The sequence below is a fragment of the Rubeoparvulum massiliense genome (genome assembly GCF_001049895.1).
GTDB classification, from domain to species: domain Bacteria; phylum Bacillota; class Bacilli; order Rubeoparvulales; family Rubeoparvulaceae; genus Rubeoparvulum; species Rubeoparvulum massiliense.
Genome location: NZ_CVPE01000004.1, coordinates 418722 through 436090, shown reverse-complemented (window position 1 = coordinate 436090; position 17369 = coordinate 418722). Strand labels below are relative to the sequence as shown.

32 protein-coding genes and 2 pseudogenes are annotated in these 17369 nt (G+C 45.0%); all 34 read left to right on the top strand.

What is annotated here, in order from left to right:
* Window positions 1-22: 22 nt before the first annotated feature.
* The 34 genes and pseudogenes from rplD (at window position 23) to truA (ending at window position 17263) form a co-directional block, all read left to right on the top strand.
* Window positions 23-646 (top strand): 50S ribosomal protein L4, encoded by a 624-nt coding sequence (rplD, locus tag BN1691_RS04795; RefSeq protein WP_048601064.1) that lies wholly within the window; start codon window positions 23-25, stop codon window positions 644-646.
* Window positions 646-936, top strand: coding sequence for a 50S ribosomal protein L23 (gene rplW / locus BN1691_RS04790; RefSeq protein ID WP_048601063.1), 291 nt, complete (start codon window positions 646-648; stop codon window positions 934-936). The genes rplD and rplW overlap by 1 nt, the downstream gene beginning before the upstream one ends.
* 30 nt (window positions 937-966) lie before the next feature.
* Window positions 967-1800 carry a 50S ribosomal protein L2 gene (rplB, locus tag BN1691_RS04785; protein ID WP_048601062.1) on the top strand — a complete coding sequence of 278 codons (834 nt, stop codon included), beginning with the start codon at window positions 967-969 and terminating at the stop codon, window positions 1798-1800.
* Between the two features lie 30 nt (window positions 1801-1830).
* Window positions 1831-2109, top strand: a complete 279-nt coding sequence (gene rpsS / locus BN1691_RS04780) for a 30S ribosomal protein S19 (RefSeq protein ID WP_048601061.1) — start codon at window positions 1831-1833, stop codon at window positions 2107-2109.
* Window positions 2110-2150: 41 nt separating this feature from the next.
* Window positions 2151-2492, top strand: coding sequence for a 50S ribosomal protein L22 (rplV, locus tag BN1691_RS04775; RefSeq protein WP_048601060.1), 342 nt, complete (start codon window positions 2151-2153; stop codon window positions 2490-2492).
* Window positions 2493-2495: 3 nt separating this feature from the next.
* Entirely contained in the window at window positions 2496-3152 is a 657-nt protein-coding gene (rpsC, locus tag BN1691_RS04770) for a 30S ribosomal protein S3 (protein ID WP_048601059.1), read from the top strand.
* Window positions 3153-3154: 2 nt separating this feature from the next.
* On the top strand, window positions 3155-3589 hold the full coding sequence (gene rplP, locus BN1691_RS04765) for a 50S ribosomal protein L16 (RefSeq protein WP_048601058.1): 435 nt from the start codon (window positions 3155-3157) through the stop codon (window positions 3587-3589).
* Window positions 3579-3785 (top strand): 50S ribosomal protein L29, encoded by a 207-nt coding sequence (gene rpmC, locus BN1691_RS04760; RefSeq protein WP_048601057.1) that lies wholly within the window; start codon window positions 3579-3581, stop codon window positions 3783-3785. The genes rplP and rpmC overlap by 11 nt, the downstream gene beginning before the upstream one ends.
* Before the next feature lie 47 nt (window positions 3786-3832).
* Entirely contained in the window at window positions 3833-4105 is a 273-nt protein-coding gene (gene rpsQ, locus BN1691_RS04755; protein ID WP_048601056.1) for a 30S ribosomal protein S17, read from the top strand.
* A 35-nt stretch (window positions 4106-4140) separates the two neighbouring features.
* Complete coding sequence (gene rplN, locus BN1691_RS04750) at window positions 4141-4509, top strand: 50S ribosomal protein L14 (RefSeq protein ID WP_048601055.1); 369 nt, start codon at window positions 4141-4143, stop codon at window positions 4507-4509.
* Between the two features lie 63 nt (window positions 4510-4572).
* Window positions 4573-4884 (top strand): 50S ribosomal protein L24, encoded by a 312-nt coding sequence (gene rplX / locus BN1691_RS04745; protein ID WP_048601207.1) that lies wholly within the window; start codon window positions 4573-4575, stop codon window positions 4882-4884.
* Window positions 4885-4931: 47 nt separating this feature from the next.
* Window positions 4932-5462 carry a 50S ribosomal protein L5 gene (gene rplE, locus BN1691_RS04740; protein WP_048601206.1) on the top strand — a complete coding sequence of 177 codons (531 nt, stop codon included), beginning with the start codon at window positions 4932-4934 and terminating at the stop codon, window positions 5460-5462.
* Between the two features lie 41 nt (window positions 5463-5503).
* Window positions 5504-5689, top strand: a complete 186-nt coding sequence (locus BN1691_RS04735; protein WP_048601054.1) for a type Z 30S ribosomal protein S14 — start codon at window positions 5504-5506, stop codon at window positions 5687-5689.
* A 28-nt stretch (window positions 5690-5717) separates the two neighbouring features.
* The gene (rpsH, locus tag BN1691_RS04730) at window positions 5718-6116 is read left to right on the top strand and encodes a 30S ribosomal protein S8 (RefSeq protein WP_048601053.1); all 399 of its coding nucleotides are present in this window, start codon (window positions 5718-5720) and stop codon (window positions 6114-6116) included.
* Between the two features lie 31 nt (window positions 6117-6147).
* Complete coding sequence (rplF, locus tag BN1691_RS04725; protein WP_048601052.1) at window positions 6148-6684, top strand: 50S ribosomal protein L6; 537 nt, start codon at window positions 6148-6150, stop codon at window positions 6682-6684.
* Between the two features lie 34 nt (window positions 6685-6718).
* Window positions 6719-7087, top strand: coding sequence for a 50S ribosomal protein L18 (gene rplR / locus BN1691_RS04720; protein WP_048601051.1), 369 nt, complete (start codon window positions 6719-6721; stop codon window positions 7085-7087).
* Window positions 7088-7112: 25 nt separating this feature from the next.
* Window positions 7113-7610, top strand: coding sequence for a 30S ribosomal protein S5 (gene rpsE, locus BN1691_RS04715; protein ID WP_048601050.1), 498 nt, complete (start codon window positions 7113-7115; stop codon window positions 7608-7610).
* Between the two features lie 13 nt (window positions 7611-7623).
* Window positions 7624-7809, top strand: a complete 186-nt coding sequence (gene rpmD, locus BN1691_RS04710; protein WP_048601049.1) for a 50S ribosomal protein L30 — start codon at window positions 7624-7626, stop codon at window positions 7807-7809.
* A 27-nt stretch (window positions 7810-7836) separates the two neighbouring features.
* Complete coding sequence (gene rplO / locus BN1691_RS04705; RefSeq protein ID WP_048601048.1) at window positions 7837-8277, top strand: 50S ribosomal protein L15; 441 nt, start codon at window positions 7837-7839, stop codon at window positions 8275-8277.
* Window positions 8277-9569, top strand: coding sequence for a preprotein translocase subunit SecY (gene secY / locus BN1691_RS04700; protein ID WP_048601047.1), 1293 nt, complete (start codon window positions 8277-8279; stop codon window positions 9567-9569). The genes rplO and secY overlap by 1 nt, the downstream gene beginning before the upstream one ends.
* Before the next feature lie 76 nt (window positions 9570-9645).
* Window positions 9646-10296, top strand: a complete 651-nt coding sequence (locus BN1691_RS04695) for an adenylate kinase (protein WP_048601046.1) — start codon at window positions 9646-9648, stop codon at window positions 10294-10296.
* A gap of 184 nt (window positions 10297-10480) precedes the next feature.
* Window positions 10481-10591: pseudogene (locus BN1691_RS14935) on the top strand (hypothetical protein); the annotation flags it as partial.
* A gap of 12 nt (window positions 10592-10603) precedes the next feature.
* The gene (locus BN1691_RS04690) at window positions 10604-10816 is read left to right on the top strand and encodes a hypothetical protein (RefSeq protein WP_315969535.1); all 213 of its coding nucleotides are present in this window, start codon (window positions 10604-10606) and stop codon (window positions 10814-10816) included.
* The gene (infA, locus tag BN1691_RS04685; RefSeq protein ID WP_048601044.1) at window positions 10809-11027 is read left to right on the top strand and encodes a translation initiation factor IF-1; all 219 of its coding nucleotides are present in this window, start codon (window positions 10809-10811) and stop codon (window positions 11025-11027) included. Before BN1691_RS04690 ends, infA begins: the two co-directional genes overlap by 8 nt.
* Window positions 11028-11117: 90 nt before the next feature.
* Window positions 11118-11231 carry a 50S ribosomal protein L36 gene (gene rpmJ / locus BN1691_RS04680; protein WP_048601043.1) on the top strand — a complete coding sequence of 38 codons (114 nt, stop codon included), beginning with the start codon at window positions 11118-11120 and terminating at the stop codon, window positions 11229-11231.
* A gap of 15 nt (window positions 11232-11246) precedes the next feature.
* On the top strand, window positions 11247-11615 hold the full coding sequence (rpsM, locus tag BN1691_RS04675) for a 30S ribosomal protein S13 (RefSeq protein WP_048601042.1): 369 nt from the start codon (window positions 11247-11249) through the stop codon (window positions 11613-11615).
* Window positions 11616-11638: 23 nt separating this feature from the next.
* Window positions 11639-12040, top strand: a complete 402-nt coding sequence (gene rpsK / locus BN1691_RS04670; RefSeq protein WP_048601041.1) for a 30S ribosomal protein S11 — start codon at window positions 11639-11641, stop codon at window positions 12038-12040.
* A gap of 170 nt (window positions 12041-12210) precedes the next feature.
* Window positions 12211-13155 (top strand): DNA-directed RNA polymerase subunit alpha, encoded by a 945-nt coding sequence (locus BN1691_RS04665; protein ID WP_048601040.1) that lies wholly within the window; start codon window positions 12211-12213, stop codon window positions 13153-13155.
* 29 nt (window positions 13156-13184) lie between these two features.
* A complete protein-coding gene (rplQ, locus tag BN1691_RS04660) occupies window positions 13185-13547 on the top strand; it encodes a 50S ribosomal protein L17 (RefSeq protein WP_048601039.1) in 363 nt (120 codons plus the stop codon).
* Between the two features lie 125 nt (window positions 13548-13672).
* Window positions 13673-14509, top strand: coding sequence for an energy-coupling factor transporter ATPase (locus BN1691_RS04655; RefSeq protein ID WP_048601038.1), 837 nt, complete (start codon window positions 13673-13675; stop codon window positions 14507-14509).
* Window positions 14494-15033 (top strand): annotated as a pseudogene (locus tag BN1691_RS04650) (ATP-binding cassette domain-containing protein); the annotation flags it as partial. The gene BN1691_RS04655 and the pseudogene BN1691_RS04650, both read left to right, overlap by 16 nt.
* Window positions 15033-15665: an ATP-binding cassette domain-containing protein gene (locus tag BN1691_RS04645; protein ID WP_053083705.1), complete on the top strand. Its 633-nt coding sequence runs from the start codon at window positions 15033-15035 to the stop codon at window positions 15663-15665. The pseudogene BN1691_RS04650 and the gene BN1691_RS04645, both read left to right, overlap by 1 nt.
* A gap of 3 nt (window positions 15666-15668) precedes the next feature.
* On the top strand, window positions 15669-16472 hold the full coding sequence (locus BN1691_RS04640) for an energy-coupling factor transporter transmembrane component T family protein (RefSeq protein WP_048601037.1): 804 nt from the start codon (window positions 15669-15671) through the stop codon (window positions 16470-16472).
* Window positions 16472-17263: a tRNA pseudouridine(38-40) synthase TruA gene (gene truA / locus BN1691_RS04635; RefSeq protein WP_053083704.1), complete on the top strand. Its 792-nt coding sequence runs from the start codon at window positions 16472-16474 to the stop codon at window positions 17261-17263. The genes BN1691_RS04640 and truA overlap by 1 nt, the downstream gene beginning before the upstream one ends.
* Window positions 17264-17369 lie beyond the last annotated feature (106 nt).

The window sequence follows — 17369 nt, the reverse complement described above, 5'->3', positions numbered from 1 at the left end:
TTAAAGAAAGGAGGAATTTTACATGCCAAAGGTGGCGTTATATAACCAAACAGGCTCTCAAGTAGGAGAGATCGAATTATCCGATGCTGTATTTGGAATTAAACCCAATGAAGCATTACTTCACCAAGCTGTTCTTCTTCAACAAGCTGCTGAACGCCAAGGTACCCATGCTGTGAAGAATCGTGCAGCAGTACGGGGCGGAGGTCGTAAACCATGGCGGCAAAAAGGTACTGGACGTGCTCGTCAAGGTAGCATTCGCAGTCCACAATGGGTAGGCGGTGGCGTAGTATTTGGACCTACACCACGTAAATACGGGTTCAAAATGCCAAAGAAAATGCGTCGTCTTGCATTGAAGTCGGCACTTTCTTCAAAGGCATTGTCTGATGAACTTGTTGTCCTTGAAGGTCTAAACCTTGAACAACCAAAAACTAGCTTAATGGCTCAAGTATTAAAAGGTCTTCAAGCAGATCGTAAAGCACTTGTTGTAAGTGAACAATTCGATGAAAAGGTTGCCCTTTCTGCACGTAACATTCCAGGTGTAAAATATATGACTGTAAACGGATTGAATGTACTAGACATTATCCGTTTTGACAAGTTAATCATTACCAAGGATGCGGTTACTCGCGTAGAGGAGGTGCTTGGCTAATGCAAAATGCCCGTGATATTCTCAAGCGCCCTATTATTACTGAACGTACCGCTGACATGATGGCTGAGAAAAAGTATGTCTTTGAAGTAGATATCAAAGCTAACAAAACAGCTATTAAACAAGCAGTGGAGCATATTTTTGGAGTAAAGGTTATCTCTGTAAACACTGTTCGTGTTAAAGGGAAACCAAAACGCTACGGTCGTTTCGAAGGCTACCGTCCTGATCGGAAAAAGGCCTATGTACAATTAGCAGCCGACAGCAAAGAACTTGAGTTCTTTGAAACGGTTTAATAATGTCAATTAGCGAAGGAGGGAAACGGAATGGGTATCCAAAAGTATAAACCCACTTCACCCGGACGTCGCGGAATGACAGTCTCCACGTTTGAAGAGATTACATCTAACAAACCGGAGAAATCATTACTTCGTCCGTTGAATCGTAAAGCAGGCCGTAATAACCAAGGCCGCATCACAACGCGTCATCATGGTGGTGGACATAAACGTCAATACCGTGTAATTGACTTTAAACGTAATAAAGATGGTATTCCAGGTCGCGTTGCTTCAATCGAATATGATCCAAACCGTACTTCTTATATTGCATTAATCAACTATGCAGATGGAGAAAAACGTTACATCATCGCTCCTAAAGGTCTAGAAGTAGGTATGGTCATTGAATCTGGTGCCAAAGCTGATATTAAAGTTGGTAATGCATTACCACTTGAGAACATTCCAGTAGGTACCGTGATTCATAATATCGAATTAAAGCCAGGTGCTGGCGGTCAATTAGTTCGTGCAGCAGGCACTGAAGCTCAATTGCTTGGTAAAGATGGCGAGTACGCTATCGTTCGCCTTTCCTCTGGTGAAATGCGGATGATCCAAAAAGAATGTCGTGCTACCATTGGTCAAGTTGGAAACCTTGAATATGAGCTTATCAACATCGGTAAAGCAGGACGCGGTCGCTGGTTAGGCAAACGGCCAACCGTTCGTGGTTCTGTTATGAACCCAGTTGATCACCCACATGGTGGTGGTGAAGGTCGTGCACCAATCGGACGCAAATCACCAATGACTCCTTGGGGTAAACCTGCATTGGGTTATAAGACACGGAAGAAAAATCATCCGACTAACAAATATATTGTTCGTCGTCGTAACGAGAAATAATCAAAATAGCTTGCGAAGGGAGGTTTTCCAATGGGACGCAGCCTGAAAAAAGGGCCTTTTGCTGATGAGCACCTCATGAAAAAAGTTGTTGAGATGAACGAGAGTGGCAAGAAAAGTGTCATTAAGACATGGTCTCGCCGTTCTACAATCTTCCCAGATTTCATCGGTCACACATTTGCTGTGTATGATGGACGGAAACATGTCCCTGTCTATGTGACGGAAGACATGGTAGGACATAAACTAGGCGAATTTGTACCGACACGTACCTTTCGCGGTCACGCAGGTGACGATAAGAAAACTAAACGATAAGATGTCAACCTTGATAAGTAAGGATGAGAGGGGGTACATTCATGGAAGCAAAAGCAGTTGTACGTTATGTGCGAATTGCTCCACGCAAGGTGCGCTTGGTTGTTGACTTGATTCGCGGCAAGCAAGTAGGCGAAGCATTAGCTATTCTCCGCCATACACCAAAGGTTGCTTCTCCAGTTGTTGAGAAGCTATTGAATTCTGCCATTGCAAATGCAGAACACAATTATGAGATGAATGTGGATCAACTCGTTGTAAGCAAAGTATTCGTTGATGAGGGTCCAACAATGAAACGGTTCCGCCCACGTGCAATGGGACGTGCTAGCCGTATTAATAAACGCACGAGCCACATTACGCTGGTTCTATCAGATCATAAGGAGGGATAATGCGTGGGACAAAAAGTAAACCCGGTGGGTCTTCGTGTCGGTATTATTCGTGACTGGGAGTCCAAGTGGTATGCTGATAAAGACTTTGGCGACCTCTTGCTCGAAGACGTGCAAATTCGTAAATTTGTTGAAAAACGACTCAAAGATGCCGCTGTCGCCTTCGTTGAAATTGAACGTGCAGCCAATCGAGTGAATATTACCATCCACACCGCTAAGCCTGGTATGGTAATCGGTCGCGGTGGCGCAGAAGTAGAAGAACTTCGTAAAGAATTAACTAAAATGACAAATAAACGGGTTCATATCAATATTTCAGAGATTAAGAAGCCTGATTTAGTGGCTAAATTAGTTGCTGACAATATTGCCCGTCAATTAGAAAATCGTGTTTCCTTCCGTCGTGCGCAAAGACAAGCAATGAGTCGGACAATGCGCTCAGGTGCATTAGGGATCAAAACCTTGGTAAGCGGCCGTCTTGGTGGTGCTGATATCGCACGTAGTGAAGGATACAGTGAAGGAACGGTACCGCTCCATACCCTTCGTGCTGATATTGACTATGGTACAGCTGAAGCCATGACCACTTATGGAATTATCGGTGTAAAAGTATGGATTTATCGCGGTGAAGTCCTTCCAACGAAAGGCAATAATCAGGAAGGGGGCGAGTAATCATGTTGATGCCAAAGCGCGTGAAATATCGTCGTGTTCACCGAGGCAAAATGAACGGTACTGCTAAAGGCGGTACAGAATTAAACTTCGGATCATATGGTTTAAAAGCACTAGAGCCAGCTTGGATTACGAGCCGTCAAATCGAAGCAGCTCGTATTGCTATGACTCGTTTTATCAAACGTGGTGGGCAAGTTTGGATTAAAATCTTCCCTGACAAGCCTGTAACCCAAAAGCCTTTGGAAGTTCGGATGGGTTCTGGTAAAGGGGCTCCAGAATACTGGGTAGCTGTTGTAAAACCAGGTAAGATTATGTTTGAATTGGACGGTGTAACTGATGAAGTTGCACGTGAAGCTCTACGTCTTGCAGCACACAAGCTTCCTATTAAGTGTAAGATTGTAAAACGTGATGAAGCAGGTGGTGAAGCAAATGAAAACTAATGAACTTCGTAATATGACCACTGCCGAAATTGAACAAAAAGTTAACAGCTTGAAAGAAGAATTATTTAACCTCCGTTTCCAACTTGCTACGGGACAACTGGAAAATCCAGGTCAAATCCGTAACGTAAAAAAGGATATTGCTCGTGCTAAGACCGTGCTACGTGAACGGGAACTTGGAATTCAAGTGAATGCCTAAACGGACTCCAATAACCAAATTGTGATTATGAGAGGAGGTTACACTGAATGGAAACAACGGAAGTACGTAATGATCGTAAAGAGCGTGTTGGACGTGTCATTAGTGACAAGATGGACAAAACCATCGTCGTCGTTGTTGAAACGAAGAAAAAACATACTCTTTATGGGAAACGTGTTCAATACTCCAAGAAATTTAAAGTTCATGATGAAAATAATGAAGCTAAGGTCGGCGATATCGTACGGATTATGGAGACTCGTCCACTATCCAAAGATAAGCGGTGGCGTTTAGTTGAAATCGTAGAGAAATCAGTAGTTCTCTAATCGTAATTTGTTCGAATGCGAAGGGAGGGACACACATGATTCAACAAGAGACTCGTCTCAATGTTGCAGATAACTCTGGTGCACGTGAATTGTTATGCATTAAAGTACTAGGTGGTACTGGCCGCCGTTATGCTAGTATCGGCGATATCATTGTCTGCTCTGTTAAAGAAGCTACACCCGGTGGCGTTGTTAAAAAAGGTGAAGTGGTAAAAGCTGTAGTAGTACGTACGAAGCAGGCTACACGTCGTAATGACGGATCTTATATTCGCTTTGACGAGAATGCAGCGGTGATTGTTCGGGATGATAAATCACCACGTGGAACTCGTATCTTTGGGCCCGTTGCACGGGAACTACGTGATAAGAACTTTATGAAAATCATCTCCCTGGCTCCAGAAGTTCTGTAATAGGGGTCATTGGGACAGGTGAAGCACAGTTAAGGAGGTGCCACAATGTCTGTACCAAAGAAAATGCCTGTAAAATCTGGTGACCAAGTCATCGTTATTACCGGTAAAGATAAAGGCAAAAAAGGTCGCGTACTTCAAGCTCATCCAAAGACAGGTCGTGTCTTGGTTGAAGGCGTAAACCTTGTGAAAAAGCATACGCGTCCTAGCCAAGCTAATCCACAAGGTGGAATCGTGACCCAAGAAGCTCCCATCGATGTATCCAATGTGATGCTGGTGGACCCAAAAACCGGCGGCCCAACTCGGGTTGGCTATCAAGTTCAAAATGATCAAAAAGTACGCGTTGCCAAGAAATCTGGCGCCATCATCGAAAAATAACCTAGAAATACCCAAAGGAAGGAGGTCTTTTCACAGTGGCTACACGAATGAAAGAAAAGTATCTCAATGAGGTTGCACCTCAACTAATGAAAAAATTTAACTATAAAACGGTCATGCAGATTCCTCGTGTTGAAAAAGTGATCATCAACATGGGGGTTGGCGATGCAGTGGGCAATCCAAAATTGCTTGATTCTGCTGTCGAAGACTTAACCTTAATCGCTGGACAAAAACCAGTTATTACTCGTGCTAAAAAATCCATCGCGGGCTTTAAGTTACGTGAAGGTATGCCTATTGGAACAAAAGTTACATTACGTGGTGAACGGATGTATGAGTTTCTTGACAAACTCTTCAATGTAGCTCTTCCTCGTGTACGTGACTTCCGTGGTGTATCTGACAAAGCATTTGATGGTCGTGGAAACTATACACTCGGGGTTAAAGAACAATTGATCTTCCCTGAAATCGATTACGATAAGGTAGATAAGGTTCGAGGAATGGATATCGTAATCGTTACGACCGCAAATACTGACGAAGAAAGCCGCGAGTTGCTATCCTTATTGGGATTACCATTACGTAAGTAACTAGGAACTGTTCGACCCAATAAATCAAAGGAGGGAACAATGTGGCAAAAAAATCGATGATTGTGAAGCAACAACGGAAACCGAAATACGCAGTTCAGGCCTATACACGTTGCAAACGCTGCGGACGTCCCCATTCGGTAATTCGTAAATTCCAATTGTGCCGGATTTGCTTCCGTGAACTGGCATACAAAGGTCAAATACCAGGCGTAAAGAAAGCAAGCTGGTAAGCTGAGGAAAGGAAGGAGGTAATCCAACATGGTGATGACAGATCCAATCGCTGATATGCTCACCCGGATTCGTAATGCAAACGTTGTTCGTCATGAAGTGGTCGAGTTGCCCGCTTCCAACATTAAAAAAGAGATCGCCAACATCTTAAAAGATGAGGGCTTCATCCGGGATGCTGAGTTTATTGAAGATGACAAGCAAGGGATTATTCGTCTCTTCTTAAAATATGGACCGAACAATGAACGGGTAATCACAGGTTTAAAACGGATTAGCAAACCAGGCTTACGAGTCTATGTAAAATCCGAAGAGGTACCAAAGGTACTAGGTGGATTAGGTATCGCAGTTATCTCTACATCAAAAGGCGTAATGACGGACAAAGAAGCCCGTCGCCAACAGGTTGGTGGCGAGGTACTCGCATACATTTGGTAATACAGTCTGCTCATGAATGGAGGTGCAATGAATGTCTCGTATTGGAAAGAAGCCCATTGCGATTCCAGCAGGAGTCGAAGTGAAAGTTGAAGGGCAAATCGTTACCGTAAAGGGTCCAAAGGGTCAGTTAACCCATACAGTACATCCGGATATGCAAGTATCCATTGAAGATAGTCATCTACTCGTAAAACGTCCTAGCGACGACAAACCACATCGCGCCCTTCATGGAACAACACGTAGCGTCATCGATAATATGGTGACGGGTGTTACAGAAGGGTTCCAAAAAGAGTTAGAGCTAGTCGGTGTTGGCTACCGGGCTGCAAAGTCAGGAAATGGTGTGACATTGAACGTTGGATACTCTCACCCTGTGGAAGTTCCAGCTATTGATGGGATCGAATTTGAGGTTCCTTCTCAAACCCAAATCATCATCAAGGGGATCGACAAAGAGGTTGTTGGCGAAGTAGCTGCCAAAATCCGTGCTGTACGTAAACCTGAGCCTTACAAAGGTAAAGGGATTAAATATAAGAACGAACATATTCGCCGTAAAGAAGGAAAAACTGGTAAGTAAACGAATTAGTTGATGGAAGGGAGTGACAATCGCAATGATTACCAAACCGGATAAAAATAAAGTACGGAAAAAACGTCACTTACGCCTGCGCAATAAGATTCAAGGTACAGCAGAATGTCCCCGTTTGAACGTTTATCGTTCCGAAAAGCACATCTATGCACAATTGATTGATGATGTAGCAGGTAATACACTTGTTTCTGCATCTACATTGGATCCAGAGCTCCGTAGTGAATCTTCCAATGGTGGCAATACTGAAGCTGCTGAAAAAGTAGGTCAATTAATTGCTAAACGCGCATTGGAAAAAGGATATACAGAAGTTGTTTTCGATCGTGGCGGTTATCTCTATCATGGTCGTGTAAAACAACTGGCTGAAGCTGCACGGGAAGCCGGGCTACAATTCTAAGAAAAACGAAGGAGGGATACGAAGCATGCGCATGGATACGAGCAAAACGGAATACGAAGAGCGCCTCGTAGCCGTCAATCGTGTTGCTAAAGTTGTAAAAGGTGGACGCCGCCTCAGCTTTGCAGCGATTGTGGTTGTCGGCGACAGAAATGGCCATGTTGGCATAGGTACTGGTAAAGCAAAAGAAGTACCAGAAGCCATTCGTAAAGCAGTTGAAAACGGAAAGAAAAATTTAATTGAAGTGCCACTAGTAGGCAAGTCCATCCCTCATGAAGTGATGGGTATCTTTGGAGCAGGAAAGGTCTTCATGAAACCAGCTGTAGAAGGTACTGGAGTTATCGCCGGTGGCCCAGTTCGTGCCGTATTGGAACTAGCTGGTATTGAGGATATTCTTACAAAATCTCTAGGTTCAAATAATTCCATCAACATGATTCGCGCTACGTTGGAAGGTCTCAGCCAATTAAAACGGGCAGAAGAAGTGGCCAAACTCCGCGGCAAAACGGTGGAAGAACTGTTAGGTTAAGGAGGGAAAGATCTTGGCAAAGAAGTTACAAATCACCCTCACACGTAGTCTGATTGGGCGTACGGAAGAACAAAAGAAAACCGTAGAAGCTCTAGGCTTACGTAAAGTGAACCATTCTGTTGTGAAAGAAGACAATGTGGCCCTTCGCGGTATGCTTAATCGGGTAGGTCATCTTGTTGATGTAGTAGAATTAGACTAACCAACACTTCAATGAGGAGGTGTAACAATGAAATTACACGAACTTCAACCAGCTGAAGGATCACGGAAAGAACGTAATCGTGTTGGACGTGGTACTGGATCTGGAAATGGCAAAACTTCTGGTCGTGGACAAAAGGGTCAAAAATCCCGCTCTGGCGGCGGTGTACGTCCTGGCTTTGAAGGTGGACAAAACCCATTATTTCGACGTTTACCAAAACGAGGCTTTACTAACCTAAATCGTAAGATTTATGCGATTGTAAATGTTTCTGATTTAGAGCGTTTCGAGGACGCTACGATTGTTACTCCTGAGTTGCTGGTAGAATCTGGCGTTGTGCGCAATGCTCGAGATGGTATCAAAATCTTAGGAAATGGTGAACTCAGCAAGAAGTTAACCGTCAAGGCCAACCATTTCTCCAAGTCTGCTCAAGAAAAAATTGAAGCTGCTGGCGGAAATGCTGAGGTGATTTAATGTTTACAGCGCTCTCAAATATCTGGAAAGTGGATGATTTACGGCGAAAGATCCTTTTTACTCTCTTCGCCCTAATCATCTTCCGTCTAGGTAGTTTTGTACCGGTACCCCATATTAATACGGATATCTTGAAGCAATTCAATGATGATCAGGCTAACATGTTTGGCCTGTTCAACCTATTCGCAGGTGGTGCACTAGAAAACTTCTCCATCTTCGCAATGGGTATCATGCCGTACATTACTGCTTCTATCATCATGCAGCTCCTTTCCATGGACGTTGTTCCTAAATTTTCACAATGGGCTCGTGAAGGTGAAGCAGGTCGACGTAAGATTGCACAGGTAACTCGTTATGGTACTGTTATTTTAGGCTTTATCCAAGCCATTGGACTTTCTGTAGGATTCAACAATATGTACCACATCCTTGAGAATCCAAGTGTTCCAGTATATTTACTGGTTGCTACCACATTGACTGCAGGTACAGCATTCCTCATGTGGTTAGGTGAACAAATCACCGAAAAAGGGATTGGTAATGGAATTTCCATCATCATCTTTGCTGGGATTGTTGCTGGTTTTCCAAGTGCCATTGGCCAAATCTATGCATCTAAGATTAAAGATGCAGAGTCACTCTTCTTGGCTTTTGTATTAGTAGCTGTTATGGTTTTAGTAGTACTTTTCATCATCGCTGGCGTTATCTTCGTTCAACAAGGGGTACGCCGTATTCCAATCCAATACGCAAAGCGCGTAGTTGGACGGAAAATGTATGGTGGTCAATCCACTAATCTGCCAATTAAAGTGAATGCAGCTGGGGTTATCCCTGTTATCTTTGCGTTATCCTTGGTTTACTTCCCAGCAACTATTGCGAGCTTCTGGGCAGGCAAGCCAATTGCAGATTGGATTATTAATCACTTTAACCAAACGAGTGGATTCGGGATCTTTTTCTATGTACTATTGATTATTGGATTCACTTACTTCTATACATTTATTCAAATTAATCCAGAGCAACTGGCTGAGAATTTGAAGAAAAATGGCGGCTATATTCCAGGTATTCGTCCAGGGAAGACAACATCTATCTATATCACACGGATTATGAACCGGATCACACTAGCAGGTGCGATCTTCCTTGCTGCAGTATCTGTCCTACCAGTTTTCTTCATCAATATCGCTGACCTCCCTGATTCCGTACGGATTGGTGGTACAGCATTATTGATCGTAACAGGGGTTGCCCTTGATACAATGAAGCAGATCGAAAGCCAGCTTGTAAAACGTCACTACAAAGGCTTTATTAATAAGTAGCAGATGGAGAGCCGGTGGGATCAATCCATCGGTCTACCTTCTCTGTTACGTTCTGAGATAGTTTAGGAGGATGAACATGAACGTCATCTTGATGGGACTTCCAGGTGCCGGTAAAGGGACACAAGCGGAACGAATTGTTGAACAATTCCACATTCCCCATATCTCAACTGGCGATATGTTTCGGCAAGCCATTCGTGAAAGCACTCCGCTAGGTTTAAAAGCCAAATCCTTTATGGACCAAGGCTTACTAGTACCTGATGAAGTTGTTGTAGGTATTGTGCATGAACGTTTAGGCAATGCTGATTGTAGCAATGGCTTCTTGTTGGACGGCTTTCCTCGGACGGTAGCCCAAGCGGAAGCTCTCGATCAAACCATGCAAGAACTTGGACGTTCCCTTGACCATGTAATCTCTATTGACGTAGCCAAGGAGAAACTGATTGCTCGTTTATCTGGTCGTCGAATCTGCAAGCAATGCGGTGCAACCTATCACACTGAATTTAATCCACCAGCTACAGAAGGTGTATGCGATAAGTGTGGTGGCGCATTGTATCAACGGGACGACGACAATGAAGATACAGTAGCAACAAGGTTGGATGTCAATGTGAAGCAGCAAGAACCTCTACTTGCATATTATGGACAACAGGGTTTACTTCGTGAAGTGAATGGTGATCAGGAGATCGAGCAAGTATTTCATGATATTGCGAACTACCTGCAACAATCCAGGTAACAGATGGAAGGTACCCTCAATAGGAAGCGTTGGCAGGGGCCTATGCTTCTTAACGTTCATGGCGACTTTTCTAATTTGAATCTGCACCTCAGTGACAATCAGTGCCTACCATCCCTTGTTCGGGATGTAAGGGGCGTACCACTGACGATTCATGTCAGTTCCGTTTCCGCGATTAAAAGCCTAAATGAAGGTGATGAATGTGGTAGATTCTGATGCGAGACCGCGAATAGGAGAGATCGTTCGCATTTGCCGTGGACGCGATGCCGGCAATTATGCAATCATCGTCGGATTTGAGGATGATCGGTACTTGTTGCTAGCAGATGGGAACAAACGAAAGTTTGACACTCCCAAGAAGAAAAACATCAGTCATGTTGAATTTCAACATGCGATTGCACCCGACGTCGTGAAGGCAATGCATGAAAATAATCGGGTCTCCAACGGCAAGATTCGTTTTGCCATCCAACAGTTTATAACTGAACGAGCTGAAGTGTCGGAGAAAGGAGAGATAAGCCATGGCTAAAGAAGAAGCAATTGAAGTCGAAGGAACAGTGATTGAACCACTTCCTAACGCCATGTTTAAGGTGGAGTTGGAAAACGGGCATGTTGTTCTTGCTCACGTCTCCGGAAAAATACGGATGCATTTCATTCGTATTCTACCTGGCGACAAAGTAACCGTTGAGCTTTCTCCTTATGATTTGACAAGAGGTCGTATTACCTATCGCTATAAATAGTCCAGCAGTTGTGCTGGTTCGTTCACCGGTGAAACTGGTGCTGCGTGTGGTTCGGGACAAGATACCGCATCTGTCAAGGAGGTTAAACAAATGAAGGTAAGACCATCTGTAAAGCCCATTTGTGAAAAATGTAAAATCATTCGTCGCAAAGGGAAAGTGATGATTATCTGTGAAAATCCAAAACACAAACAAAAACAAGGCTAAGGAGGTGCTTCCTACATGGCACGTATTGCTGGTGTAGACTTACCACGTGATAAGCAAGTTGAAGTTGCTCTTACGTACATTTTCGGGATTGGTCGGTCTACGGCTCAACAAATTTTAAAAGCAGCCAATGTGAGCGCAGATACACGAGTTCGCGACCTTACAGAGGATGAAGTGGCTCGTCTGCGTGAATATATTGATAAACACGTCAAAGTTGAAGGTGACCTTCGTCGTGAAGTAGCCCTCAATATTAAACGTTTAGTAGAGATTGGTTCCTATCGTGGACTTCGTCATCGTCGTGGTTTACCAGTTCGTGGTCAACGTAGTAAAACCAATGCACGTACGCGTAAAGGTCCTGCTCGTACAGTAGCAAACAAGAAAAAATAAGGTAAAAGGGGGGTAATGTAACCATGGCTAAAGCGAAAGCTACTAAAACAGTTCGTACAAAACGTCGTGACCGGAAGAACGTAGAATCTGGCGTAGCTCATATCCGTAGCACGTTTAATAACACCATCGTGACGATTACAGACCCACATGGTAATGCCATCTCCTGGGCTAGTGCCGGTGGACTTGGCTTCAGAGGTTCTCGTAAGAGTACACCATTCGCAGCACAAATGGCTGCAGAAACTGCTGCTAAAGCTGCGATGGAGCATGGTATGAAACAGGTGGAAGTAATGGTGAAAGGTCCAGGGTCTGGTCGTGAGGCAGCTATCCGCTCCTTGCAAGCAGCTGGCTTGGAAATTAACGCAATCAAAGACGTTACACCAATTCCCCATAACGGCTGTCGCCCACCAAAACGTCGTCGTGTGTGATGGATGCTAACTGGTTTAGAATTGGTCTAAACTGGAAAGACTAAACAGGTAATATGTAACATCCGTGTGGGATGTAAGTTTACTGTTCGGGTACCACCGTTCCAAAAGCTCCGGTGCACAAGAGGGTCGAACACCGGACTTTTTCGACGTTTGAAGGAGGGTTCATTTCTATGATCGAAATAGAAAAGCCAAAAGTGGAGATCGTCGAATGTTCTGAGGATGGAACATATGGGAAGTTCGTGGTAGAGCCTCTTGAGCGCGGCTATGGTACAACGCTAGGAAATTCCTTGCGCCGTATCCTGCTCTCTTCATTACCAGGAGCTGCTGTTACTTCTGTGCAAATTGAAGGGGTTCTTCACGAATTCTCTACCATTGAAGGTGTAGTAGAAGATACTACCGAAATCATTCTCAATTTAAAACGATTAGCGCTTCGTATCCACTCACAAGAAGAAAAAATTCTCGAAATTGATGGTACAGGTGAAGGAGTCATTACTGCAGCCGACATTCGTGCGGATAGTGATGTGGAAATCCTGAATCCTGATCTAGTTATTTGCCATCTGGCTAATAAAGGGCAGATTCATATGCGAATGACTGCCAATCGTGGACGTGGATATGTCCCTGCAGAGCGTAATAAGCGGGATGACCAACCCATTGGTGTAATTCCTATTGACTCCCTCTATTCACCAGTAGAACGTGCTAACTTTCATATAGAGAACACACGTGTTGGGCAAGTAACCAATTATGATAAGTTGACATTGGAAGTCTGGACTGACGGGACCTTGCGACCCGAGGAAACAGTTAGTCTTGGAGCCAAGATCTTAACAGAACACCTGAATCTATTTGTTTCCTTGACAGATGAAGCACAAGAAGCAGAGATTATGATCGAGAAAGAGAACGATGAGAAAGAGAAAGTTCTTGAAATGACCATTGAAGAACTGGAATTGTCTGTTCGTTCATATAATTGCTTAAAACGTGCTGGTATCAATACTGTTCAAGAACTAACGCAGAAAACAGAAGAAGATATGATGAAGGTTCGTAATTTGGGACGGAAGTCTTTGGAGGAAGTTGTAGAAAAGCTTCGTGAATTAGGCTTAAGTCTCCGAACCGAAGACTAAACAGCATACAACAGAAGGAGGGAACAGAGATGGCATACCAAAAATTAGGGCGCGATTCATCTGCGCGAAAAGCCCTATTTCGCGATCTGGTTACAGACCTAATCATCTATGAGCGCATTGAAACTACTGAAGCCAAGGCTAAAGAAGTGCGCTCCATCGCAGAAAAAATGATTACATTAGCTAAACGGGGCGATTTGCACGCACGTCGCCAAGTGGCTACCTTTGTTCGTAAAGAGGTTGCGGATGAAGCTAATGGCCAAGATGCCATTCAAAAACTGTTTGACGACATCGCTAAGAAGTACGAAGATCGTCAAGGCGGTTATACCCGTATTATTAAAATTGGACCACGCCGTGGAGACGGTGCAGAAATGGTCTACCTCGAATTAGTCTAACAATGTACCTGGTGTGAAGAAAGAAAAGGGTTATATCAGAGTTGGTTCTTCCAATATCTGTTCTGCCCTTTTTTTCTTTATCTCAGTATTTCAGCGGCGATAAGCAATGGACAAGGGTGAGGAATATGGAGCCAATAATCCGCCTAGAGAATGTAAGCTTCAGCTATGAGCAACAAGGTGAGAAGATCGATGCATTGAAACAGATTAATCTAGAGATTCTGCCTGGAGAGTACGTCTCCATCTTAGGACATAATGGTTCAGGTAAATCCACCTTGGCGAAGCTGCTCAACGGCCTACTCCTCCCCTCAGAGGGCAAGGTGTGGGTGAATGGGTACTCTACGCATGATGAAGCGAGCATCTGGACCATTCGTCAGCAAGTAGGGATGGTCTTTCAGAATCCCGATAATCAGATTGTGGCTGCTACGGTAGAGGACGATATCGCTTTTGGTATGGAGAATCTAGGACTCCCCCCTGCACTCATGGAGGAACGGATTGATGAAGCACTACGCACCGTACAACTGGACGCATATCGTCATGCCGAGCCCCACTACTTGTCAGGTGGTCAGAAACAAAGAGTGGCTATTGCAGGCATTTTCGCCATGCGTCCTACCATTATGGTACTGGATGAAGCAACCTCCATGCTCGATCCTCAAGGTAGAAAAGAGGTATTACAGGTAGCTCGTCGCCTCAATGATGAGGAAGGCATGACAGTGATTCAGATTACTCATGATATGCGGGAGGCCTTCCAATCGCAACGACTCATTGTGATGGAGGCTGGACAGATTGTGATGACAGGGAAGCCGGATGAGATCTTTCAACAGGTTGAACGCTTGCAACAATTACATTTAGAGGTCCCCTTCGTATACCAACTGAGCGATGAACTACGGAAAGTGGGAATACCAGTTGGTCATGCTGAAGGGAGCATGGAGAAGTTGGTGGAGGAGCTATGCAAATTACGCTAAATCATGTCTCGTATGTGTATAAACAAGGGACTCCTTTTGAAAAGGTGGCCCTCCATGATGTTTCACTCACCATCCCAGACCACACATTCCTAGGGATTATCGGGCATACGGGCTCAGGTAAATCTACCCTGATTCAATTGCTCAATGGTTTACTCCTACCGACCAAGGGGGATGTCCATGTTGGCGAACATCGAATTACCTCGGATCGCAAGCAGAATCTGCAAGGCTTAAGGCAGCAGGTTGGAATGGTCTTTCAGTATCCAGAGCATCAATTGTTTGCAGATACGGTGCTCAATGACGTCATGTTCGGTCCTCTCAACTTTGGAAGCCCACAAGGAGAGGCCGAAGCCAAGGCTACCCATGCATTGCAGTTGGTGGGTTTGCAAGACCCCCGCCTATATCAACGTTCTCCCTATGAGCTGAGTGGCGGGCAGATGCGGCGTGTGGCTATTTCAGGGATTCTTGCCATGGAGCCAGCGGTACTGATCCTTGATGAGCCTACGGCCGGGTTTGATACCTCTGGGTGGCGGGGGATTTTCTGAATTTACCCTACCCTGCTCTTCAGTATCCAGAGCATCATTTGTTTGCATATACGGTGCTCAATGCCGTCATGTTCGGTCCTCTCACCTTTGGAACCCCACAGGGAGAGGCCGAAGCCAAGGCTCCCCATGCTTTGCAGTTGGTGGGTTTGCAAGCCCCCCGCCTATATCAACGTTCTCCCTATGAGCTGAGTGGCGGGCAGATGCGGCGTGTGGCTATTGCAGGTATTCTTGCCATGGAGCCAGCGGTACTGATCCTTGATGAGCCTACGGCAGGTTTAGATCCTGCTGGTAGTCGGGAGATTCTCGAACTGATCCATACCATGCACCAGCAGCGAAGGATGACTACCATTCTCGTTACCCATAGTATGGAGGATGTAGTCCGCTATGCGAATCAGATTGTTGTAATGTCACAGGGTGGAGTGGTGCTGGAAGGTACACCTACAGATATCTTCACCCATGCTGACGAAGCAGAAGCTTTAGGATTAGAGTTACCAGAAATTTTACAGTTTATCCAGCGTATCAATGCCTGTGGAAAAGTTACACTTCCTACCAACCTCTTTCGGGTAGAGGATCTGGTTGTCCAAATACGGAAGCATTGGGAACATGGGGGATGAACCATGCTCGAACAAATCACCATTGGTCAATATATTAAAGGCGACTCTGCCATCCATCGACTAGACCCAAGGACAAAGCTACTCTTTGTTTTTTTCTATGTGATGGTGATTTTTTTAGTCAATAATTGGAGTACGAACCTCTTTATGATCGCCATATCCTTGCTCATCGCCTGGATGTCTCAAGTACCAGGAGGCTATCTTCTTCGCGGCTTGAAGCCCATTCTTTGGATCGTGCTTTTGACTGCCCTACTGCATATTCTTATGACCCATGAAGGAGAGATCTTATTCGCTTGGGGTTGGCTACAGATTTATGAGAAGGGTGTTATTCAAGCGGTTGCCATCAGTATACGTCTCATCCTATTAATGCTTATCGCTTCCTTACTTACATTGACCACGTCCCCCATGGACTTGACCGATGGGATGGAAAATTTGCTCCGACCATTTGCAAGGTTGGGACTGCCAGCGCATGAGCTAGCTCTCATGATGTCCATTGCTTTACGATTTATCCCCACGCTTTTGGAGGAGACAGAAAAAATCGTAAAGGCACAGACCTCACGAGGGGTCAATTTTCAAAGTGGGTCATTATTAAAGCGGGCAAAAAGCATGGTCCCGATTCTTATACCGCTGTTTCTCAGTGCTTTTCGCCGTGCCGATGAACTTTCCTTAGCCATGGAAGCAAGATGTTATCATGGCGGAGCGGGGAGAACACGACGTAAGCAGATGCATTTCTCCCGACTGGATGGCTTGGCTCTCCTCTTTGCTCTCCTCTTACTGCTAGGATTAATGCTCTTGAGGAGGTGGGGATAATGCGGAGAATTCGTCTCGATCTCAGCTATGAGGGTACCCATTTTCATGGGTTTCAGCAGCAGGAAGGCAATTTACGAACGGTACAAGAAGTACTTCAGGAAAGCTTAACAAGCCTCTTACAGCATCCTGTGACGATTACCGGAGCAGGACGAACCGATGCTGGCGTCCATGCTCTCCAGCAGGTGGTGCATTTTGAGACATCATCAACGATTCCTGCCGATCGTCTACCCTTCGCGCTGCAGAGATTGCTTCCAGATGATCTCATCGTCTGGAGGGGTATGGATGTACCCCCGTCATTTCATGCACGCTTTACACCGCATTGTAAGAGGTATCGCTATACAATTATGCGCGGAAGCTTCCCTCATCTCATCTGGCGTCATTATGCCTTACTTGCGCGCCAACCACTTCAGGTAGAAGCCATGAGGGTGGCTGCCAGCTCGCTAGTAGGTAGCCATGACTTTACGACCTTCTGCTCTGCCCGAGCACAGGTGGAGGATAAAGTACGCACCATCCATTCCATTCAGATTACAGAGGAGGGGCCTTTACTCCATTTCGATATCACTGGCAACGGCTTTCTCTATAATATGGTTCGGATTATCGTGGGTACTCTCCTCGAGGTAGGACAAGGGAAGCGTTCCTCAGAGGAGATGGCAAAAATCCTTGCGGCACAGGATCGTCAGCTTGCTGGTGAAACTGCACCACCCCAAGGATTGGTACTTTACTCCATCACCTATGAAAACGAAAGAAAAACAACGGGACCTCGTGATTTTTCTATTGACTCGCTCCCGTGATTTTAGTATTATGTTAGTTGGCGTATAAAACCCATAGCCCCGGGTTTTTGCATAGAAAGTAATGAAATGAATAACACAAGTGAGACAAACGGATAAGATCAGGAGG